Here is a 22,422-nt window from a genome sequence, read left to right as displayed (position 1 = left end):
AGGCATTTAATTTACTCAAATATAACGCATTTAAGACAGGATGGTATGCCATTTATTCTCAACAATTTCCCAATCATATTTTTCAACCATATGTCTTGCATTAAGACTTATAGCAGTGGCAATCTTTGTTCCACTAACTAAAAATTTTACTTGTTCTGCAAATTCCATAACTGCATTATCTTCAACAAGCAAACCTGTAAATTTGTCTTTTACTAAAAAAGGAATCCCTCCTACATTTGTACTTATTACGGGTAAACCCAAAGCCATAGCTTCTAATATACTAACGGGAAAGTTATCAAAATGCGTAGTATTTATAAAAATATCATAGTTTTGAGATAACGCAATCCAACTTGATTTTGACAATTTGCCCATAAACGTAACTGGAAGTTTGTTTTTTTCTGCGTATGCTTTACAATTACTCAAACTCCCGTCTTTATCTGGTCCTACCATACAAAGTTCAACAGTAGGAAACTCGGCCCGAAGTTCTTCTACTAGTTTTAAAGCTAATAACGGATTATAAATCGAAGCAAAAGACCGAACCCATAAAAGCTTTGGGCGTATTACTTCGCGATTTTTAAAAGTGTAGTTCGCAATTGCTATAGCATTAGGAATATGTTTTACAGCAAGATGTTTAATTTCAAACGCCTCTTTAAGGTATATTGACGGACTTACATTTAAAAATGACTTACTAAATAAACGCTTACACGATTTTGGGTATGACGCTAACCGGTGAGGCAGATTACCACCGTGTAAAATAGGAATGTATTTTAAATTTAAGAATGCACATAATCTACCTGAATAATAGGCAAACCAAAAATTTTGAGTACTGTAAGTATCAATAAGCACATAGTCTGCCCAGGATTTGTTCTTTATAATCGCAAAAAGCATTTCAAAAAAACGCACTATTTTAGACGCTTTTGTGCCTGCATACCGCAACCGATAACCGGCTTTCGCTAAATTAGGCCCTAAGGTATCTATACCGGTAGGAGTCGCAGCTTTATTCGCTAATTTGTTTCCTATGTAGAGTATTTTTCTTTTCATTGATAACATTGAGTAGCGCAAGCGCGTAAAGAAAAGCAGGTGCAGCTATCCGCATAGAAGAATGGTTAATTGTAAGAAACCAAAATCCAAAAAACGAATAGAATAAATAGTTTCTTCTATTTCCCATTCTATAAAACAAGGGAGCTATAATAAGTATTATTAATGCAAATAACCCAAAAATACCGTGTTCTGAAAGTAGTCTACTAAGTTCATTATGCGAGGCTGCTAGAATATCTAGTTTTTCTTCGCGATACTCTCTTGTTTTACCTACCCCGATACCCATAATAGGATTATTTACAAAAAATGTAAGTTCTGAAGTAATTAACTCTTCCCTACCTGTAGAAATATCTTCTTTTATGCGCCCTGCAGCATCTTTATTTGCATAACGTAAATCTATAAGCCCCATCGTACGTACTGATGAAATAAACCACGTTGTGGCAATCGCAACTCCTAAAATTAACATATAGAATGAAAGCGCATTTTTCTTCTTTTTAGATACCCCTTGAAAGTAAAAAAAGATGAATACTACGCTTATTATTGCTGCTGTAAAAATACCTCCTCTCGAAAATGTAATTATCCCTCGATAGGTTAGAAACATTAAACATGCGAGATTTATGAAAAAGATCAGTTTGTTTCTCCCATTCACAAATAATTGAATTGCTAGCGCAAACATCCCAATTCCCAAAGCTGTTGCAACTTGATTAGGACCATAACCACCCGAAAGCGCAAAATTAGAGCCTGTACCGTTTAAAACTTCTCGTGTATCTGGTGTATAAAAATAAAGATAAGATCCCAATGAAATTACGGGCATTAATAGTGCCCAAACTATCTTATGTAACTGTTCTCTACTTACCCTGCGATCATAGCAATATAGCGCTGCAATACCCAAACAAAAAGGTCCGCTTAGGTTAAACATAATTGCATTTCTAACGTTTGTATCAAAATTTAAAGTAGAAGCTGCGTAGATAACGCCTGGTATTAACAATAATAAATAAAGCCAATAGACGGCAGATTTTCTTGACGTTCCGCTAAAAAAGAGTCCTATTAGAATAAAACAAATAACCGAATATTTACCGGCTTCCCAGGGTATTATACTCCCACCTGTCATTCTAAAAAACACTTCGCCCGCAGTCATATACGATGCAGCGATTAACACCTGATTTTGTTTATTACCAGTCTGAAAAATCCATATTACAAAAAATGCAATTGATCCTAAGAAGTAAATAATCCCTAAAAACCGAAATAGATATATTGCAAAGCCTATCGCTGCATGCAGTGCTATTAACTGAATGTATATTTTGTTATAATTAGTAGAGAACATGCTCATATAAGTCAATTACTTCGGGTAAAACAGATTTTGAGCTGTAAAAACTATCAACCTTTTTCCGCAACAATCTTCCGTTTTCAATTTTTAATTGAGGAATAGATTTGTATTTTAAAACTACATTAACCAAAGATTCAGAATCGTTAGGAGGTAAACAAATACCAGCACCATCAAGCACTTGTGCACAATCTCCTACATTAGTAGCTACCACCGCAAGACCGGCCTGCCCATATTCTAATAAGGATAAAGGTAGACCTTCAGAATTTGAGGTTAGAACTCCTATATCAAAATGAGGCAAAACTGAAGATAATTTTAAATGAGTTCCATAATAAAAAACCGAATTCTTAAATCCAGAGGTTTCAATACTGCTTAAAATTAAATCTGAATAGGTAGTATCTATCTTGCTTCCAAAGAGATGTAGAGTATATTGATCATCTATTTTCAGTAATTCTTCAAAGCTTTTTAAAAGTAATTGATGATTTTTTTGAGGTCTTAAATTTGCTACACAAACTATACGCTTTCCTACTACTCCATTAATTTTAAAACTTTTGTCTAACGGAAGCGCATCGGCTATAAAATTTTTTACAAAAATACTCTTCTCTATATTTAAATATTCTTTAGACCAGCAGCTTAAATTATCATTTACAGCAATCACCCCATCAAAAAACCTACTCAAAGGCTTTAGAATCCGGGCGTCTCTTTGCTTTAAAAATTCGCTATTCCCATAATGATCATGCCATATTAGTTTAAGTCCAGGTGATATCATTTTCACTAAAACAGCTGTAAAATAAGAGCTTCCGTGCGCTTGTATAAGCTGTATATTATGAGTCTTTATAAACCTTCGTAGACGTAAAAATGCAGCAAGGTCTAGTGTCCGTTTTTTATTCAAAAATAAATAAGGAATGTCAGATTCTATAAGACTTTTTAAATCTCCCTCTGCACGTGTGGCGCACAAGGCAGAAACTTTTATCTTACCAAGCAACGCATTAGCATAATTTACCGCCATACGCTCAGCGCCTCCTACCTCAAGACTATCAATTAATTGGAGTATACGCATTTTTACAGGAGCTTTTTAATATCTGCATTAAAACGATCTAAGGTATACGCTCGAGACCAGTTTGAGGCTTTATTAGCCATTAATTTTAATTGCTCTTTATTTTTTAAAATAGGTATTAGTTCAGCTATATCTACATCTAAATTAGAATTTATAAAAATTCCACGTTCTGATTTGCCCACCATAAAAGGCACACAAGATACAGGTGTTACCAGCGGTAGTGTACCCCACCACATCGCCTCGGCACAAACCTTAGGCCAACCTTCACTCTTAGAAGGCAAAATTAAAAAATGACTTTTTTGATAAGCTTCCTGTACTAGTTCTGGTTTTTGATTTCCGTGAAAATATAAAGCTCCCTTTAAATTATCATTATTTAAATTCTCTCGTAGCTGTTCTTTAAGAATACCATCTCCATAAAAATGCAGTTCACTGGGGAAGCCTTTTAAAATAAGTTCTTCTATAAGATCTATCGCATATTGAGGTCGTTTACCTGCAACTAAACTTCCCACAAATAAAAAGCGCAGCGGCAAGTCATACTTTCTTGCCGGAATAGCGCCTTTATCAGCTTCAGTATAACTTGCGGTAAAAAAAGGTTTTATGTTTTTTGTTTGATTGGGCCATTCGCCATAAACTAAAACCAACATGTTTTTTGTTAAAAATGTATTGCTGAGTATCCATTTCTGAAGCCTGTAGCTCCAGGGTTGTTTAGCTTTGGGGTCCCAATTACCTGCATATTTTGCTGTTTTTCGCTTCCGTGGAAATAAAATCTGAATAAAAGCTCCTAGTAATCCCATATTGCCCGGGCATCGTAAATGAATATGGTCAGCTTGAGCCATCGCCTTATAAATGGCAACTAAAATTTGCGGAAGCTTTATTAATCCCTTTATAAATTGATAAAATGACGTGAGATTAATCGCCGGGACTTCTTTGAATTCAATTTCGTTTCTTTCGTAAGCAATATCTATTTCTCCGGGTCTTGTAGAATTTAAAGGAGCAACTATACAAACCGCATCTACGTGATTAAACCACAGATTCATTTCCTTAATATAAGGTGTGTATGAATAATATTTTCCGCCTGCCTTATAATGTTCAATTTGGGTGATTACTGCAAATCTCATTAACTACACGGTTTATTAAAAATCAAACTAAACCAACCGGCAAGTCTTCCTGAAGCTTCTAAAAAAGCTGCTTTTCTTGCAGAAGTTGTAATCACATTACTAAAGCGAATGAGCGTTAATAAAAGTGCGGTAGCATTCCATTTTAATCGTGATTTGAGATCAGGATTGGCAAATTTTACACGCCATACATACCAGCCGTTACGCAAAACCATTTTACCATATTTATAGGGTTGCGGTCTACCGGCAGGATCGTGATAATGCTCGAGTTTTGCCGATGTACAGATAACATTCTTTCCGTATTTAAGGGCTCTAAGACTATAATCTGCATCTTCATAAAGACCATAACCATCAAAATACAAACTGAATTTTTCTGAATCTATTACACTTCTGCGGAAACTCATCGCCATCCCGATAAGCAGATCTACTTCATAAACTTTACCCGTAAGCGGGTAACCATAGGTACGCCCGTGAGAGAAAGAAGGCATAATCCCAGGTAAGTCTGGAGATTGCAAACCCAGTTTATTCCGAAGGTAAAAACGCTGAGATTCTTTACGCTCATAGCCGTCTAAAACATATATTTTATCTGTAGATTCTGTTCTTTTTGATGGTTTCCAAAGATTTTCATTTGTGGCAACACCGCCTATTCCTACAACATCGCTACGATCTCGAAATGTTTTTATAACCGCTTCAAAATATTTAGTTTCTAAAATCACATCGTCATCCAGAAAACAAACAACCTCAGCTTCTTCATTTAACCGCGAAATACCGTAATTACGTTGTCTAGTAAGACCACGAACGTCATCTTCTACTTTAAAATACTCTAGATTTTTAAATGTTTTTTCTAAAGAAAGACTTTGCGTTTCTATACCTTCAGATCCATCTACAACAATAATTTGATTAGGATAGGCAGATTGTTTTATTACTGAATTTAAAAGACTCGCAATGGCATCTGCTCTTTGATATGTACAAATGATTAAGGAAAAATTCATTGTTTATCTGACAGGAGTTTTTCTGCCCAGGATTTACTCAGGGTCCAGCGATTTTGCATCTGCCGAAGATAAGAAAATGGATTTCTAACCGATTGATTCTTATAAAACTTTAAAAATAACAAGGTTTTGTATCCTAGTATTTGAAATTTACTTTTATGCTTTAAAAAGAAAGCAAGTACTGTAGGAACAGGCTTTGGCTGAATCTCCTCATATTCCCAGGGCTTTTTAAATTGCGTTCTAAAACCTCCTGATGGCGCCTTAAGATGTATTAACTTTAAAAACGGATTGTACAATACATCAACTCCTAAGTTGCGTAATTGCATCCCAAAATCTGCATCTTCTCCAAAACCGTATTCAAAAGCCGTATCAAAACGTATCATTTTAACTATCGAAGCTTTTACAAAACTACACCCCGAACCAAAAGCCTCCCATTGAATAACAGATTTAACGTGTTCTTCTTCTCTTTCCTGTAAACAACTTACCGTAAAGGCATCTGGTTTAGCGTGCCCAATAAATTGTAATGCCTCCTCCAGAAAATCTGAAGGAATTCTTAAATCATCATCCGCCAGAAAAACCCATTCTGAGGTAATCTGATCTAATGCCAAATTACGCGCATTGCACGCACCTGTTTTATGTGTAAATGCATGTTTGATTTCAAACGGCCAATTTTCAGTCTGCAAGTAATCTAACTCTGAAAAAGTCCCTAAATCCGGATTTTGCTCTACGAGCAATACTGTTTTGGGAGTGACGCTCTGCGCAGCTAAGTCTCGTAAAGTTTGATGCAATACCGTTTTTCTACCTATTGTAGGTATAACCACATCAATAGATTGTATTGTAAAATTAAAGGACTCCTTGACTTCAGTTTTAGGTAAATACTGAATCGAAGAGGTATCAATTTGTTTTTGACCTAAAGCCTTTAATAAATAAAACGGACTTATAGATTTTGTATAAATAAGACGCTGAAATTCATAAAGTAGTAGCCAAGCTTTACTCTTAGTGGCAGCAATAAAAGAATAGGTAAATTTCTGATTTTTAGAAAAACACAATTCAAAATTAGTACTTTTAGACTGTATTAATCGTGGTTCACTATAACACAAAAGGCCTTTAGGCATTCCTAATTTTGCTAAGACCGCTAGAAATAAATTGAAATCTGAATATGCAGGGATATGTGATGCAAAATGTAGTAACGTATTTGATGTGACACATCCCACATCTGCACTCATTAAATAAGTAGGATAACAAACAGATTGATTAACAGTTAAAAAAACCGATTGATCTACAAACCCCAATTCTTCATTCAAAATATAAGGGTGTGCAACCGCAAAACTTAATAGAGTATGAGCATTTTTCTGCGAGCGAATAAAATTAAAATCTACCAGCTCACTTATTTCCTGATGTACCCATATAAGTTTACGACCACTAAATTTTTGCGCTAATTCTATAAGTATTTCAGAAAGTATACGAGCATTTACAGCAATGGTTTTCCACGTGTTACGGTCTGTAATCGATATGGCTTTTTGCCCGTTATGTATTAAAACAATCAATCTGCTATTACTTTTTTGTAAAATAATATATTTTGATCTACTACGTGTTCTAAAGCAAATTTAGAATCAACACGCTTGCGCGCAGCAGCTCCCATTTTCTCCCGCAAAGCAGAATTATGTAAAAGCTCCAGAATACGATCTGAAAATTTTAAATGATTTTTGGGATCTACGGAAAATCCGGTTTCGCCATCTATCATAATCTCATTAGCCCAACCAATATCTGAAGTTACCAATGCTTTCTGCATGGCCATTGCTTCGATCCAGGTCATAGGTAAAGCCTCTGCAAAACTAGGCAAAACCACTACCGAAGCTTTTGCGATCTCTGTTTTAATCTCATTATAAGGCAACGCCTCTCTAAAAGTGATATACTTATGAAATTGAGGTTCTACACCTTCTAAAAAAAGTTCTTGTGTAGATCGTTGCGTGAAAATATCTTTAACATCTGCGCCTGCTAAAACAAGACGTGTCTTTGGCTCATTTTTAAAAACAAGATTCATAATTTTAGCCAATTCTAAAACTCCTTTTTTACCAATGATACTGCCAAAATATAAAAGTTGAAAATCAACCTCAGTCTCCTTCTCTGGTTTAAAAGCAGCAGTATCTACACCATTAAGAATTACTTTGATATCCCGTTTTAAATTAAAAATTTTAAAAGTCAAATCTGCACAAAATTGACTTACTGAAAGAATGTAATCTGCGTTTCTCAACGCCGATTTTTCAAACAAACGATTCTTAAATTTTTGAGGTCTATTTTCCAAGTTACAGAAATAGCCATCGCTTCCGTGCAGGCGTATGATAAGCGGACATTTATACGACATAAATGCTGTAATCCCGGTCCAGTCTGGAGCTTCTAATATATGTATTCCATTTTGTGTGATGTATTTATTTACATAGCGCTGTAAAAAATTACGATATAAATACCAGCCACCCAGTTTAAACTTGCGCTTTGCGATACTGTGTATTGTAATTCCGTGGTGATTAAAAACAACATCCTTTTGCTGATCATAAACAAAAACAGTAACCTGTATTTCTTTAGCGATCAAACCGGCTGCCAAATTTTTGATACTCGTTCCCAAACCCGCTGAACCTTTGATTTCAGGATGAGGATATTCGGGAGTTAAAAAGGCGACGTGCATTAGTTTAAGAGATTGATGTGTTCTGCAACCATTCGGTCTAAAGCGTATTCTTTTTCTATCAAAACAGATGTATCTTTCGTGATTTTTAGATCGCCGTTCACTATATCTGTAAATATCGAAGAAAGTTTCGTTTTGTCTTTAGGCTGAAAAAGAAAGCCATTAACTCCATCTGTAATAATCTCAGGATTACCTCCTACCGTTGTCGTTATAACAGGCACATTTGCCGAAAGACTTTCTAAAATAGAAAGACTAAAACACTCCATATAGGTAGGTTGTATCAGGTAATCGTAGTTGGCAAGTATCTGAGGAATTTCAGACGAACTGCCTTTAAATTCCAATAGTTCAGAAACCCCAAGATCCTGGGCTTGCTGTTTTAAACCTTCTTCTAGAGGTCCTTCCCCATAAATACTTATGTGAATACGCGTCTTGATTGCATCTGTCAAATAACTTAACGCATCAATTAAATCCTGAATTCCTTTAGATTCACGTAAATGTGAAACCACTATAAATTTATACGCTGTTTTGGCTTCAGACTCACCTTCCCTTTTTTTAAATACCGAAGTATCAATCCCATTGTAAATAACTCCCGTTTTTAGAGCAACGGTTTTGCCCAGATCTTTGACGATATGCTTAGCTGTATAACTTGAAACGCCTATAAAACGGTCGATTGCCTTACTATATAAAAATGCTTTTAATTTGTTTTTGAGTTGCTTTTTAAGCGGAAACCCATTTAAAGGTCTGGGATTATGATCTACTGCAATTATCTGTTTTATAGACCCCAGCTTTTTTGCATCCTTATAAAACTTAGTACTCAGCTCTGTAAAATGGGTTATTAAGCCGTCATATTTAGCCTTAGAAGTTGTGAGGTGATCTAAGAAAAATGCTTCAACTGTAAGTTTGTCTTCCGCAGAAAAAACAGTTAAATCTCTATAGAAATCAAAAGTTTCAGCATCTGGAAAAAACCAGTCAATCTCATAATTGATCTTCTTTGCAGCGGTGTCAAAAGCAACAAAAAAACGATCCATCCCTCCTATACGGTCTGCGCGCAATATATAATTACAAACTACTGCCAGTTTTTTTTTACTCATACAATTGCTTTTAAAGCATTTACACAGGCTTGTGTGGTTTCATTCAAAGGTTGTCCTATTTGCATAGTTATTAGCTCTTTTCGCTCCTTTTTATTGAGTTCAGGATTTTGCAAATAGGTATTTATGGCGCTATAAAGTTCCTCTTTATTGGTCGCGATTTTTACGGCTCCACTTTTAACTACGTTATCGTAATGTTCATAGTTTAAAAAGCGCTGATCATTGTACAATCCGTTCTCCGGGTTTCCAAAAGCTGTATTAATTACCGGCTTATCAAATAGCATAAAATCAAGACTCATTGTAGATAACATATTTACATTCAGGTCTGAGTACTGCAAAACAGCTTTAAGAACCGTAAGATCTTTTGGAGTTGGAATGCGCTGTGACCAGGGTTCTGGATGACCTTCACGGGTAAGCTCCCACTTGGGGTGATTCCATTTTATTTCAGGATAAAGGGCTTTCGTTTCAGCAAAACGGCGTTCATCTTCAGCCGGGGAAGTACGCACCAATAATTGGGCATCACTAATTTCTCCATTTTGTAAACCTTCAGCAATTGTAGCAATAATCAGAGGATCGTTAGGACCAATGGTGGCATCTGCACTACTGTAGCAGATTATTTTTTTCTGCGGAAAGAGATTAAATTCTTTGTAAAATTCTGCTTCAGAAAGCTCATATTCTGGTAAAACATAAGGTTCAAATTGCGGAGTACCTACTACAGAAATATGCTGTGCATCTGTAAGCGGGTAAAACCGAAGCAATTCCGTTTTCATCAAGTCGCTCCATACCAGAAAATGATCAAAAGTTGCAGCCATTCTTCCTTTTGAAGCCAGATTATCCCACGAGAATATAAAAGATGCGGTAGGTATATTTAATTTTTTCGCCCAAAAAACTAAGGTTGCGATAAAGGGTGGCCGCTGATGTGTAAAAAATAATAAGTCTGTTTTATGACTTTTTAAAATCTCACCATACTGCTTTACTACAGGGTCATTATTAAAACTTTTTTCCTGCAGCTTTTCAAAAAAAAGAATATTCTTTTCAGAATGAAAAAACCGACTAATCCCATAAACTGCTCTCACCAGAATAGCATGAGGACTCCAGCCTTTGCTCTTATTCATCTGGTAATTATCTGCAATCCCGGGATTCTGCCTGTGATTTTGCAAATGAGCAATTTCCTTAAGTTTACGCCAAAACCAATTCTGCTTCGTTTCAACAAAAACAGGTAATTCTACAATATTAAAAATAGAAGTGTCAAGCTGTGGATATGCGGAAATAGGTAGGCCTGAAAAAATCACAATCTTAGAGAAGTCGTTAGCTGCCTTTTGTAAAAAAGTACTGAGTACAAAATTGCGAAAACCAACACCGTCTGTAATAACGATGCCGAGGGAATTCTTTTCAGATCTCATTATTTTAATTTGGGCAAGACGAAAATAGCCATTTTTGAGGAGTTTACGAGAATAGAAGTGCGTTGTCTCGTATTGAAACCTTTTTCAGAAATTAAAGATCTCTAAATTGCTTCTGATGATCTATCTCCCAAAGTTTTTGAGAAGAAAGATTTTGTAGAAAAAGAGCAGCAGCATTTTGCAATGATTTACGATTTTTAGGGATTACCTGCATATTTTTGGCTGAATCAATTCCTTCTAAAATAGCGGCAACAGTATTTGCAACGTGAACAATTGTATTTGTATGCAAGTCCCTGTTTTCCTGTCGCCTACCAATATTGACCGTCGGAATTCCTAGGTACGGTGCCTCGTGTATACCTGCACTACTATTACCTATTAGAAACTTAGCATTTTTAAGAAGCGTGATAAAGTATTCAAATCGTAAGGAAGGAAAAATACGGAATCTGGGGTTGTTCTTCAGTTTTTCATATTCCGTTAAAATCTCGTTAGAACCCAAATCGTTATTTGGATAAATCACAATATAGTTAGTGTCATCCTGAAGTAAAGTAGCTACAAAATGTGCTGCATACGATTTAGAATTTGAAAAATCTGTAGTAACCGGATGATAAAGGACCACCGCATAGTTCTCAAACGTAATGTTATAATAAGCCTTTACAGTTTTTAAGGAAGGTAACTGCGAACTGAACAACACATCTAAATCTGCAGAACCTATGGTAAAAATAGAGGACTCCAACTCGCCCATTTGCACAAGACGCTTAGCCGCCGTTTTATTGGATACAAAGTGAATATGACTTAATTTACTCACCGAATGCCGAATCAACTCATCTACCGTACCCGAAAGTTCGCCTCCTTCAATATGCCCAACTAAAATATTATTGAGAGAGCCTACAATAGCTCCTGCAAGCGCTTCTACCCTATCGCCGTGAACAACTATTAAATATGGTTGAAACTCCTTTACATAAGCCGAAAATCCTTCAATGGTTTTAGCTAAAGTAAGATCCATCGTTGTTTCTGAGGTGTGATTTTCAAAACGATGAATGTTTGTAAACCCCGCTTTTTCAATCTCAATCACCGTCATCCCGTACTTCTCAAGCAAATGCATCCCGGTTGCAAAAATGCCGTATTCAAAATCGGCATCGTTCTGAACCGCCTGAATCAGCGACTTTAGTTTACCAAAGTCTGCGCGGGTGCCGGTAAGGAAAGCTATTTTTTTCAAATCTTAGGTTTACTTATTAGAAATTTTTCTGGAAAAAATCTGTATTCAGGATAAGGCTCATTTAACATTTCTACCTCAAGCTGAGGGTTAAAAATTACAGAACAACCGCTTAATATAGAAGCTGTTTTGTAAAGCTTTGAACATTTTGATAACAGTAAACAATCAACCAGAGCTTCCCTATTTACTGCCCTATAGTTTTTGAAAGAAATATGTATAGGTTTACCATTACCTGAACGTTTTAAGGAACGAATTATAAGTGCAGATTCCGGAATGTTTTTTCTTACAAAATCTACAAAACCCTGATCATCACTGGCGATAAAAAATTTGAGTTCCTTTTTTTTTTCAATAATTTGCTGTTGCATGACAGATAAAACCGCCTCATAACGTACCGCAGGAGCTTCAGTTATCTTATCTGTGCCTCTATAATGAATTCCTATTACTGTGTGACCCTTAAAATTTAATGCTTCGAAGGTATTTACTTCACGAAGTAATTGAGGGTCTAATATTATATATTTTTTTACCAGAAAATGTGCACGTTCAATTGTTAAACGTGCGTTATAATCCCAGAGATTTGAAAAATTAAGTTCTGAAAAATTACGTATTGCTGCATATTTAACAGATGTTGACTTTAAATTTTGAGGTTGAACTTTTATAAATTCAGAAAAACTAGTAGCACCAACCCGCTTTGAAGGATTTCTAAATTTAATATACGGAGTTAAGTTTTTTTCCTCACAAAAAGCTAATATCTCTAGAACCCAAATCAAATTGGCTCCAAATCCCATTTTAGAAAATACTTCAATCGCAAACCTTCCGTTTTCAAAATTCTTTGCGAGTATTTCTTTATTTTTCTTAAATCTTAATTCGAAATATCTGTGAATCAAAAAATTAAAAACTCTTGTATAGGCTACTTTTAATTTTATCACAATATATCATCTAGTCTTAATTGCTCATCTACTGCAATATCTCTAGCGGCAATTTTGCCTAATATAGAATCAAATTCCTCTGCAAGAATCTCCCCGGTCCCCGGTCTTTTCACCCAAATATTTTCTTCTGTAAAGACTTCGCCCTTTTTTATCGGAGCGATGGTACAAAGGGTTGCGAATGCAAAATCAATAGTTACCTGTTCTTCCTTTGCCGGAGCTTTTTCACCCCCGCGCATCTGCCAGATTTCATTACTGGATTTTATGAGTTCACTGCAGGCTTTTTCATCCATACTACAAACAATATCCGGTCCCGTACGCTGCATATGATCTGTAAAGTGACGTTCGAGAATAGAGGCTCCAAGCGCTACTGCGCCCAGACACGCATTATTATTTAAGGTATGATCTGACAACCCGAATGGAACTTCAGGAAACGCCTCGTGCAATTGAGTCATCGCTCCAAATCGCACTAAATGAATAGGCGTGGGATATAAGTTAGTGGTATGCAAAAGTGCTAGTGGTGTATGTGCTTCTTTAAAAATGTGCACCGCTTTAGAAACACTCTCAAGGGTATTCATTCCGGTGCTTAAAATCACCGGTTTTCCAAAACCTGCTATATGTTTGAGCAAGGGATAATTATTACATTCTCCGGAACCTATTTTATAAGCGGGAACTTCCATTTTTTGAAGTCGGTTTGCCGCGGCTCGTGAAAAGGGTGTCGAAATAAAGAGCATTCCTTTTTCTTCGACATAGTTTTTTAATTCAATTTCATCACTTTCGCTTAAAGCGCAACGTCGCATAATCTCATATATCGACACATCTGCATTACCTGGAATCACTTTTTTTGCAGCACCGCTCATCTCATCTTCTACAATGTGCGTTTGATGTTTGACGACCTCAGCGCCGGCCCGGCAAGCTGCATCAACCATCTCCTTAGCCACCTGAAGCAAACCTTCGTGATTAATACCAATTTCTGCAATCACCAGTGGCGGGTAATCTGGTCCTATTTTACGATCTGCTATTTGGATGAATGGGTTCAAGGTAAGTTAAGTGCTTTTTAGTATTAGTAAATGTCTTTATAAAAATTAAGATACATCTCAGCCTTTTTAAAATCAGTTTCGGTATCAATATCAATTTCAGCAAATGGATGCTCAACGATTAAAGGGAAGTTTTTCTCTCCTAGGAGTTTTCCTTGTTTAACCAATTCGGTTTTAAAAATATAAAGCAACCCGTTCTCATAGTATAAAGGTTGTAAATCCTGACTGCGCTGCCCCATTTTATAATTGTAGGGTTTAAACCGATTATTTGAAATAGTTCCCAGTTTGTGCACATTTCGAGAAACGGTCATCAAGCTCTCACAGTTTTCTTCTTCAAATATCTGAATTGCTTCTCTTAAAAGAGTTTCCGGCCGCAACGGATTTGTAGGTTGCAGTAATATTATTGAATAATAATCATCTGGAAGATTTTCTAAAGCGTGTTGAATAGCAGAAATAACAGGTTCCTGGTTACCAGCAAGTTCGTCTGGCCTATGAATCACGTTTAAATCTTTACTTTTAGCATAAGCAGCTACCTCAAAATCATTTGTTGTAACTGTTATATGTTCAAAGCCTGCCTGACGTGCATAATTAATGCTATGCCCTATCAAAGGCAAATCGCCTAGCATCTTCATATTCTTTTCAGGAAGACGTTGGGAACCGGCGCGGGCTGGGATAAGGACGAGGTAGTTTTTCATTTAAATAGCTTTTGTCCTTTTCCGGTTATTTTTAGGCTAGTAAGGCCCAAGTAATATTTGAACCATAGCTTAAAAAATACAAAATCAATCATTTGAAGTTTAAAAAGGCTACTCTCAAGAAGTTTAAACAGTTCAGGACTCCTATAAAGAAAGGGTGTGAATTTGATGAGGTCTTTAAAATAAAATTTCTTAAGTTTTGTAGTGAGCAACTTTCTTTCCCTTAGGATATCAACGTATGCGACTTGTGCCCTAAAAATTGAAATCAAGACTTCTGGAGCTTGTTTTCTGTAAATCGATTCTGATATACTATCGTTATGAAGCAGATAAACTCTAGAATAATCTTCTACAACAGCTATTTTGGGGTCGGCTAATACTATTTTTCTGAAAAAATCACGATCCTGCCCCCCAAGAAGATTCTCATCAAATAATATATGACCTATCAAAAAGGATTTCTTAAACATGGGATCTGGAAGGTACCAAGTAATTTTCCGAGTCAGGAAATCCTCAAGTAAATTTGAACTCAACTTTGTACGATGCTCATTTACATATTCATTTGACCCCAAAGTAGAAATAATTGTTTTAGACAAAACAAGATCAAAATTACCTCCTGCGTGTTTATCAATTTTACTTTGAAGAAATGTAGGTTTCATCAGATCGTCTGAATCGAACCAATTTACATACATACCGCTGGCTTGTTCAAAACCAAAATTACGACAAGCATTTGCGCCTTTGGGTCTGGCATCTGGTCTTTTGAAGACTTTAAATCGGGAATCTTCATGTTGATAGGTATTCAAAATTTTCCAGGAATCGTCCGTGCTGTGATCATCAACAACTATACATTCCCAGTTTTGATAATTCTGGGCTTTTACTGAGTTAAGCGTGGCCTCCAAAAAGGAAGCGCGGTTAAACACGGGGATAATGATTGACACTAAATTATGAGCCATTACTTTATAAATGATTTCATTTTTAGCTTTAAAAAAAATTTCTTGATTTTATTCTGATATTTAAAGTAGGGATCTTTAATAATTGAAACTGATTCACTTTCCTCCGGTACAATTTTAGAATTGAATATTTGAAGTAAGCTATCTATGCGCTTTGTTTGATATTTATTCCAGCCATACGATCGGGCAAACCAGGTATGAATAAGCATCGGCTTTCCATTTAATGATTTGACAAGCGTGGTTAATTCATCATTTTTAGAATCATACAGTTCTGCGTTCAAAAACAAATAGTGTTCACCTTTCCGTTTTAACCAAAGAAAAAATTTATAATAGGGTTCAAATAAACTTTCAGTTTTGAAAGGTTCCTTTAATCCTGATAAATCTTCAATAAACTCATCCTTACTAATAAATTCATTTTTTTTAATTTTTTTTTATTATATACCTGTACGATTTTCTCAAAATTAAGCACACAAAAAAACATATTAGGAACGTAAGGGTTATGAATTCTATTTGGTATTGTTCCTCCATCCCTAACTCCCGCAGCAATAGCTCCAGTGTCTTGAAGCTTTTCTATTATATCAAAAATTGCCAAATTATCTAAAAATATAACATCTTCATCTGCGAGAATCAACCATTTTATATTTCTATTCCTTAACTTTTTAAATAAATAGTACAAACTTTCAATACCATACATCCCGTCTTGACCATCAATCACAACTTTTTTTATTCCTTTTGGATGGGAGTATTTGGTCTTATTGTAAAGATCAAAATTAGAAACTGTTGTTAGCAGAACTATACTATTTTTATCTATCAATGCTTTTAACCTTTTTGGGTTTCCAGTAAATTGGGGCTTGAGGTAAATTTAAATAATTTCTAAGTTGATCATTATCTAATCTAAAATTTAGCCTTTGCCTTTTAGGAGTAAATTGAATCAGATCTAAAATTGCCAAGCTCAAATACTTGATGAGTTTCAAATCTCCTTTTAATAACTTTAAGCGAATTTGTTCTTTCAAAGAATATAAAATACGCTGGTAAGCAATAGTTCTAGGATAGAATATCAAATAATTACTCCACGCTGCGTGTAGTGAACGTCTAGTTCTGCTTTGAGATTCTTTTTGTCGTTTACGTTTTTTCAACGACACCCTATGATGAATAAGAACTTGCGGAAAGTAATAAATATGCCATCCAGCTTTAAATAATTTTAATGAAGCATAGTCCTCCTCGCCATAAAATTGATACCAATCAGGATATTGGACTACAACATTCTTCCAGACTTCAGTTCTATATAAATGACCACAGCCTACATAATTGCGCACTCTTTTTACTTTGAATCTAGATATAGTGGTTTTAGGTTTATTTAGACCCCAAAATAATCTAAATGCCAGAACCCCGCAATCATCATTTTCTTCCATAAAATTTATCGCATTTAACAAAGCTTCCGGGGTTAAAAAGTGAGCATCATCATCTAACGATATAATATATTCAGTTTTTACTAGATTCATCAACCGATTCCTACTTGAGATCAATCCCTCATTTGAAATGTTTGTAATCCATAGGATTTCAGAAAAGTGCTTATGCAATTCATTGTAGGATAAATCTGTTGAAGCATCATTACATATTATAATTTGCTTAAAAGGTATTAGGCCCTTAAGTTTATTCAGTGTTTTCCACAAAGCAACTTTTCTATTATAAGTTGTAATAACAAGTGTAATATTTTTAAAAAATTCAGGCTTCATTTCTTAGAAATTGAATTTTTTCATCCAAGTGAGATGTTGAAAAATAATTTTGGAGATCCTGTCTGTTTAATGACATATTGTGACCAATCTCTTTCCATTGATTATATAAGTTAGAAATAATGTGAGTAATCTGCTCACTATCATCTGCTCTACATTGCCAGCTATATTCTGCACCCAGTAATCTTCTTACTTCACTTACATCTGGACTCAGGGTGAAAATTGGTTTATCTGCGTGGACCAAATGCGCCATCTTCGCTGGTAAAAATGGACTATATGCAGAGTCACTAGCCTCTATGATTAGATTAACAGTTGCATGGGTTTGAAGTGCTACGGCTTCAGCGTATGATACTGAAGGTCTAGGCAAAAACTCCTCAATCTCTAAAAAGTCTTCAAACAAATCTGAGTAGCTTCCAGAAGGCCCGATGAGGTGTAAAAAAGACTTACCCCTAGCTTCAGGATTTATTTTCAGAAACCCCTCGAAGCCTTTAAGCAAACCTTCAGGAGATCTGCCTGCAATAAGGTTACCCGCGTGAACAAGGTTGAACATTTCTTTATTAAAAAAAGATGGTAACGCTCCAATCCTGAAAGAGGAATCATATTGATGTGGGATAATAACTTGTTTGGTTAAAAAGTCACCGTAAAAATTTGCCATATGATCTGCAAGATATTGAGACGGGAAACCTGCAAAACGACAGGTGACGGCTAGCTTTTTAAAAAAACGATGTTTCTGCGCTGCGCCTTTAGGTATAAATCTATAAGGCTCAGGATAGTTTTGGAAAGGATAGGGGTCGTGAATGTATGCAAGCCATTTAGTATGCCACTTAAGTGAATGAAGGACGGCGTAATGAGGCCTAAAACTTTCTCCTTTACTCAGCGTAATTATTAATTCAAAAAAAATTGTATCTAGTTGTTCAAGTTCTTTTTGAAGAGATTGACATTCATTAAAAAATGTAAATGAAAAACCAAATCTATTCTCCAAAACTAGGGAGAGATCAATTTTCACATAACGCTGAAATACACGCTGTACTCTACTTAAAAAATAATTTAAGTTTTTTATTGGTTCTACAAGTAGTTCTCCTAATTGAAGATTTTTATTATGAGCTTTATTTAAGGTTAAAACCTTTACTTCATAACCTGCTTTTTTGAGATTTGATATAAACGCTACATTAACCTTAGAACCACTACTATCTTCTGGATCAATTGAGTCTACAACAATTAATATCATATTTAAGCTAAAGTTTATACACCTTTTTCACAACCCTAAACAGAAAATCTACAAGCTTATAGGGATGAAAATTATTTTTAACTGAAAAACTACTTGCCTGTTTTAATACTTCAACGTCAACATGGTCATCATTTGACCTACTTAAAGTATTTGTTATAAAATTGTCTAGTACATTTCCCATATGATAAGCATAAGTTTTTACTGTAGATAACCTGTAAAAACCTTGCTTATCGCTTATCTTATCAAGAAATTCATCTTCATAACCTCCTTTGAATTTATATTCAGGCTGATTGTTATATTTATGAAATAGTTTAGTTCTGTAAGTTGCTACGAAGTGACCTGCTCCGATAATAACAGACGGATCATTCTTGAAAAAATAACTTTTTTCTTTCCAGTCATATTGCCTGTTGGCTCTATTTAATAGATAATCACTATTAAAACCTTTTAGGTAAAGTTTACAGTCTTTATCGTCAACGACTTTATCGTACCCCAATTTTCCAAAAAGAAAATTCTTTACAAATACTGCTGAATTGTTATAAAATGCCAGATTTGGACAAGGCAGTGGGGCTACAATACCTGCATATTTATATTTCTGGAATATATTAATAACCGCTTTTTCCCAGCCTTCAAATAATAATACATCAGAATCCATAAGCGTAACAAAGGGTTCAAAAATGCCTCTTACCTCGTTAAGAATAGGCGCTACCTTACCTAAATTCTCTCTTAATCTTACTAATTTTTCAATTTTATCCTGATATAAGTCCAAAAGATTTTTGACCTCTTGGCAGGAATTATTATCAATAATTGTCACCACAGATATTGACCTATTAATTGTAGCAAATAACCCATCTAAACATTTCTGCAAAACAGGCAATTGATCTTTATAATAATCTTCCTCTTGATTTGGAATATGAATTATAACTATAATTCGATGATAGTATTTTTTTAAAGTGTTCTCTTTTAGTTTTTCAGGATTTGAACCTCTGCGCATATTAGTAACCAATTAAAAAGTTTGCCTTTATTGCTTTAAGACATTTTTTCAATACTATTTAGCTCCCCCAAAAGGTAAAAAGTATTCTTATTTTTATATTCCAGTTTAATGCGTTCAACCACAGCAGAAGGGCTTAGGAACTGATTGTAGTAATTTTGGGTATTTCTAGACATTTGTTTTATAAACTTAAGTTCTAAAAATTCGATTTCTAAAAGTAAATTGCCTAATTGATTTAAATCATCAAAAATTAAGCAATTAACTCTATGTGAAAGAGCAGGCATAAATAGATTGGCATAATTTCTTTGTAAAATAGGAATCGATCCTACTGACATTGCCTCAATGATATTATGCGAAAGAGGCATTAATACTCCTGGTGCTGCCAAAAAAAAATAGAATTTATTTAAAAAATTTCTTAAATGCTTTTGAGGTATTTCATTCTTTGTTCTATTTACAAAAACACAAAGGAAATTTAATACTTCATGACCAACATTAAGTACATTTTTTGGACTACTAAGTGTCTTAGCTATTTTCTTTTCTAAAAGATAGTTGTAAATAATATGTCTGGGAATACTATCAAATTTTGTATTGTTTATTTGGGAATAATAATCAGCATTAAAGTTCCCAACCAAAATAGCTTTCGTATATAATTTCTCGGTATTTAATTTTCGATCCCAATGATTCTGTTGATACATTTGAGGATGTGAAGACATAGGAATAAAATAACCTTTATTTTGCAACCTGGCTGTAGCATTAAAATAATCAATACTTAAATTGCCATCATCAAATACTAAATTTGCTTTAGGAAAACTTTTCAATACAACTGAATTTTCTATAAACACATTAGAAATATGTTTATTAAATTTTCTGAAATTAAATAAACTATTAGGTATGTAAACTACATAACCTTCAATTAAGAAAAACTTAATAAAGTTGTATAGATAAAATTTATAATCATCTGGATTATAAATGTTTATAAAAACGGTTTTTTCATTACTCCCTAACCTCTTGGTTTTCCTTCTTAAAAGAATATACTTTTTAAAAAGAGCTAATTCTTTTTTTGAAGAAAATAAAATTCTATCAAAAATTTTCATGTTTAGAAGCTTTATATAGTTAGATGTTTAAATAGAAACAACTAGTTATTGTAGTATTTTAAAAAATACTTTTCTCAAAAAAGAATAAAGTTTCAGGAGTATCCCAATTTTTGCTTTATAAAACACACTATATGATGGTGCTATTTTTAGGTAGGTATCTATTTTTTTTAAATAGGCTTTATTATAAAAATCAATGCTGAATCTTTTCGTGTAATATGCTATTAAGTCCCGATCTACTAAATTATTCTCGCTAAAGAAATCCCACATTTTTTGATCTAATATAAATGTTGTCCCTATTTTTTGTATTCTGTTATCGTTATTCCCAGTCACACTTTTAGAATGGTGCCTGTAATAGAACAAGGGTCTGTGAATTGCATCATAAGCAGGATTTTCTTTGAAAAGCATTCTCAAATAGAATTCTTCTTCTTCAGCAAAAAATTTAAGCTCTCGATCAAATCTCATCTTCTTAATTAAATCCCATTTAAAAATGGGCCCACAAGAATGGAATTTAATTTTTTTAAAAAGGAAATCCTTTGCTGGGTTTTCAGTTCTTACGTTTATCTCATCATCTATTTTATCAAAATCAATTTTTGATACCTCTCTGAAACCGCTATACTGACAATTTACAAGCGCTACTTCATCATTAAGATTAAAAGCATTCATTTGTAATTCTAACTTTTGAGGATGCATTATATCATCATCGTCAAAAAATTGAACATATTTTGGATTGTAGCTTTCAACGATATCCAGGCCATAATTTCGTGTTTGCGGCAATCCCTGTTCATAAGAAGGTGGTTTGAGGTAGTACTTAAACCTCATATCACTATCTGCAAAGTATTTAACAATTTCTGCTGTCGAATCTGTAGAATTATCATCAATAACTATACATTTAAAATTAGAATAGGTTTGATTACCAATACTTTGCAAAGTTTCCTTTATCAAACTTTCTCTATTGAAAGCTGCTATTATTATATAAACTGTCTCCTTCATCAGAAATAAGTCTTAACCAGTTTATATATGAACCTTATCTTATGTTTTATATTAAAAAACACCTGGGACGCGAAAGGTTTTGACCAAGGTGCAGCTTGAAGCAAGTCATCCTGGCATTTTTTTACGTCATCCATATTTGGTCTCCATAAATCTTGATTCTGTTTGACTATGCTGGTCAATTCGTTTAATTCCAACTTACTATTTCGAAGATCGATATATGTCTGATCACCAAGTCCAACGGTGGCTAGATAATCCTTAAACTTGATACCGTCACCTCCCAAGTGATCTGAAAATTTTACCCAAATTGCAGTTATCCCATACGCATTGGGCACAATGAGCCCATGTAGAGAAGAGCTTAGTATTAGCTTACACTGTTTTATCTGACGAATAACTTCTTCAATCTGATCTGTTTTTAAGTTAATTACCTTAACCTGACTTGAATAACGAAAAGCCTTATTAACTCTTTCGTAATCAACATAGTGCGGTATTACTCCAATCTCAAAACCATTTTGACACACAGGGTTATAACAAAGAGGAAGTAATAGTGCTGGATCTCCCAAAATATTAGGAACTGAGTATCCTAAAGACTCCAGTCGACTCTTCGTGTATGGCCCTCTGACAGCAATAAAATTTGCATCTTTTACTTCCTGATTTTCAAACATAATTCCACTACCCCATACTACCGAATTCATTTTGGCTTCAGAAATAATACTACCAGCACTTAGATAATGCGTTATAAAATACTTGTACCTTCTCATTGAAGGATGAACTACCCAATTTACTTTTGCTTTAAAAAGCTTTATCAATATATAGGGCCCTACTTCATCACCAAAATTTTTAAAATTACTGGTACTACTTTTCCACCAATATAAGTGAACCATCATTTGTA

22 protein-coding genes are annotated in these 22,422 nt (G+C 34.5%); all 22 read right to left on the bottom strand.

The features are described 5' to 3' along the window. Positions 1-30: 30 nt before the first annotated feature. A complete protein-coding gene (locus tag ACIGAM_RS08010) occupies positions 31-1,041 on the bottom strand; it encodes a glycosyltransferase family 4 protein (protein WP_396510937.1) in 1,011 nt (336 codons plus the stop codon). Further along, the gene (locus ACIGAM_RS08005; protein WP_396510936.1) at positions 998-2,368 is read right to left on the bottom strand and encodes an O-antigen ligase family protein; all 1,371 of its coding nucleotides are present in this window, start codon (positions 2,366-2,368) and stop codon (positions 998-1,000) included. The genes ACIGAM_RS08010 and ACIGAM_RS08005 overlap by 44 nt, the downstream gene beginning before the upstream one ends. Next, positions 2,349-3,422: a glycosyltransferase gene (locus tag ACIGAM_RS08000; protein WP_396510935.1), complete on the bottom strand. Its 1,074-nt coding sequence runs from the start codon at positions 3,420-3,422 to the stop codon at positions 2,349-2,351. Before ACIGAM_RS08000 ends, ACIGAM_RS08005 begins: the two co-directional genes overlap by 20 nt. Before the next feature lie 2 nt (positions 3,423-3,424). Beyond that, positions 3,425-4,537: a glycosyltransferase family 4 protein gene (locus ACIGAM_RS07995; RefSeq protein ID WP_396510934.1), complete on the bottom strand. Its 1,113-nt coding sequence runs from the start codon at positions 4,535-4,537 to the stop codon at positions 3,425-3,427. Next, positions 4,537-5,526, bottom strand: coding sequence for a glycosyltransferase family 2 protein (locus tag ACIGAM_RS07990; protein ID WP_396510933.1), 990 nt, complete (start codon positions 5,524-5,526; stop codon positions 4,537-4,539). Before ACIGAM_RS07990 ends, ACIGAM_RS07995 begins: the two co-directional genes overlap by 1 nt. After that, positions 5,523-7,070, bottom strand: coding sequence for a glycosyltransferase family 2 protein (locus tag ACIGAM_RS07985; protein WP_396510932.1), 1,548 nt, complete (start codon positions 7,068-7,070; stop codon positions 5,523-5,525). Before ACIGAM_RS07985 ends, ACIGAM_RS07990 begins: the two co-directional genes overlap by 4 nt. After that, the gene (locus tag ACIGAM_RS07980) at positions 7,067-8,206 is read right to left on the bottom strand and encodes a glycosyltransferase family 4 protein (protein ID WP_396510931.1); all 1,140 of its coding nucleotides are present in this window, start codon (positions 8,204-8,206) and stop codon (positions 7,067-7,069) included. Before ACIGAM_RS07980 ends, ACIGAM_RS07985 begins: the two co-directional genes overlap by 4 nt. Next, positions 8,206-9,294, bottom strand: coding sequence for a glycosyltransferase family 4 protein (locus ACIGAM_RS07975; protein ID WP_396510930.1), 1,089 nt, complete (start codon positions 9,292-9,294; stop codon positions 8,206-8,208). The genes ACIGAM_RS07980 and ACIGAM_RS07975 overlap by 1 nt, the downstream gene beginning before the upstream one ends. Continuing rightward, complete coding sequence (locus ACIGAM_RS07970; protein WP_396510929.1) at positions 9,291-10,694, bottom strand: hypothetical protein; 1,404 nt, start codon at positions 10,692-10,694, stop codon at positions 9,291-9,293. Before ACIGAM_RS07970 ends, ACIGAM_RS07975 begins: the two co-directional genes overlap by 4 nt. Before the next feature lie 91 nt (positions 10,695-10,785). Then, positions 10,786-11,907 (bottom strand): UDP-N-acetylglucosamine 2-epimerase, encoded by a 1,122-nt coding sequence (gene neuC, locus ACIGAM_RS07965; protein WP_396510928.1) that lies wholly within the window; start codon positions 11,905-11,907, stop codon positions 10,786-10,788. Next, the gene (locus ACIGAM_RS07960) at positions 11,904-12,830 is read right to left on the bottom strand and encodes a hypothetical protein (protein WP_396510927.1); all 927 of its coding nucleotides are present in this window, start codon (positions 12,828-12,830) and stop codon (positions 11,904-11,906) included. Before ACIGAM_RS07960 ends, neuC begins: the two co-directional genes overlap by 4 nt. Next, the gene (gene neuB, locus ACIGAM_RS07955; protein WP_396510926.1) at positions 12,827-13,867 is read right to left on the bottom strand and encodes an N-acetylneuraminate synthase; all 1,041 of its coding nucleotides are present in this window, start codon (positions 13,865-13,867) and stop codon (positions 12,827-12,829) included. Before neuB ends, ACIGAM_RS07960 begins: the two co-directional genes overlap by 4 nt. 23 nt (positions 13,868-13,890) lie before the next feature. Then, positions 13,891-14,559 (bottom strand): cytidylyltransferase domain-containing protein, encoded by a 669-nt coding sequence (locus ACIGAM_RS07950; protein ID WP_396510925.1) that lies wholly within the window; start codon positions 14,557-14,559, stop codon positions 13,891-13,893. Continuing rightward, positions 14,556-15,503 carry a glycosyltransferase family 2 protein gene (locus tag ACIGAM_RS07945; RefSeq protein WP_396510924.1) on the bottom strand — a complete coding sequence of 316 codons (948 nt, stop codon included), beginning with the start codon at positions 15,501-15,503 and terminating at the stop codon, positions 14,556-14,558. The genes ACIGAM_RS07950 and ACIGAM_RS07945 overlap by 4 nt, the downstream gene beginning before the upstream one ends. Further along, complete coding sequence (locus tag ACIGAM_RS07940) at positions 15,503-15,781, bottom strand: hypothetical protein (RefSeq protein ID WP_396510923.1); 279 nt, start codon at positions 15,779-15,781, stop codon at positions 15,503-15,505. Before ACIGAM_RS07940 ends, ACIGAM_RS07945 begins: the two co-directional genes overlap by 1 nt. Before the next feature lie 86 nt (positions 15,782-15,867). Further along, positions 15,868-16,314, bottom strand: coding sequence for a hypothetical protein (locus ACIGAM_RS07935; RefSeq protein ID WP_396510922.1), 447 nt, complete (start codon positions 16,312-16,314; stop codon positions 15,868-15,870). After that, positions 16,304-17,236: a glycosyltransferase family 2 protein gene (locus ACIGAM_RS07930; RefSeq protein WP_396510921.1), complete on the bottom strand. Its 933-nt coding sequence runs from the start codon at positions 17,234-17,236 to the stop codon at positions 16,304-16,306. Before ACIGAM_RS07930 ends, ACIGAM_RS07935 begins: the two co-directional genes overlap by 11 nt. Next, a complete protein-coding gene (locus ACIGAM_RS07925) occupies positions 17,226-18,461 on the bottom strand; it encodes a UDP-glycosyltransferase (RefSeq protein ID WP_396510920.1) in 1,236 nt (411 codons plus the stop codon). Before ACIGAM_RS07925 ends, ACIGAM_RS07930 begins: the two co-directional genes overlap by 11 nt. Before the next feature lie 7 nt (positions 18,462-18,468). Then, positions 18,469-19,452 carry a glycosyltransferase family 2 protein gene (locus tag ACIGAM_RS07920; protein ID WP_396510919.1) on the bottom strand — a complete coding sequence of 328 codons (984 nt, stop codon included), beginning with the start codon at positions 19,450-19,452 and terminating at the stop codon, positions 18,469-18,471. A 35-nt stretch (positions 19,453-19,487) separates the two neighbouring features. Further along, entirely contained in the window at positions 19,488-20,543 is a 1,056-nt protein-coding gene (locus ACIGAM_RS07915; protein ID WP_396510918.1) for a hypothetical protein, read from the bottom strand. Between the two features lie 45 nt (positions 20,544-20,588). Continuing rightward, complete coding sequence (locus ACIGAM_RS07910; protein WP_396510917.1) at positions 20,589-21,533, bottom strand: glycosyltransferase family 2 protein; 945 nt, start codon at positions 21,531-21,533, stop codon at positions 20,589-20,591. Beyond that, positions 21,533-22,417: a polysaccharide pyruvyl transferase family protein gene (locus tag ACIGAM_RS07905; RefSeq protein WP_396510916.1), complete on the bottom strand. Its 885-nt coding sequence runs from the start codon at positions 22,415-22,417 to the stop codon at positions 21,533-21,535. Before ACIGAM_RS07905 ends, ACIGAM_RS07910 begins: the two co-directional genes overlap by 1 nt. Positions 22,418-22,422: the final 5 nt, after the last annotated feature.

The organism is Leeuwenhoekiella sp. NPDC079379, from assembly GCF_044542075.1.
Taxonomy (GTDB): Bacteria; Bacteroidota; Bacteroidia; order Flavobacteriales; family Flavobacteriaceae; genus Leeuwenhoekiella.
The sequence above is the reverse complement of the archived record's forward strand: the minus strand, read 5'-3'. Positions and strand labels throughout refer to the sequence as shown.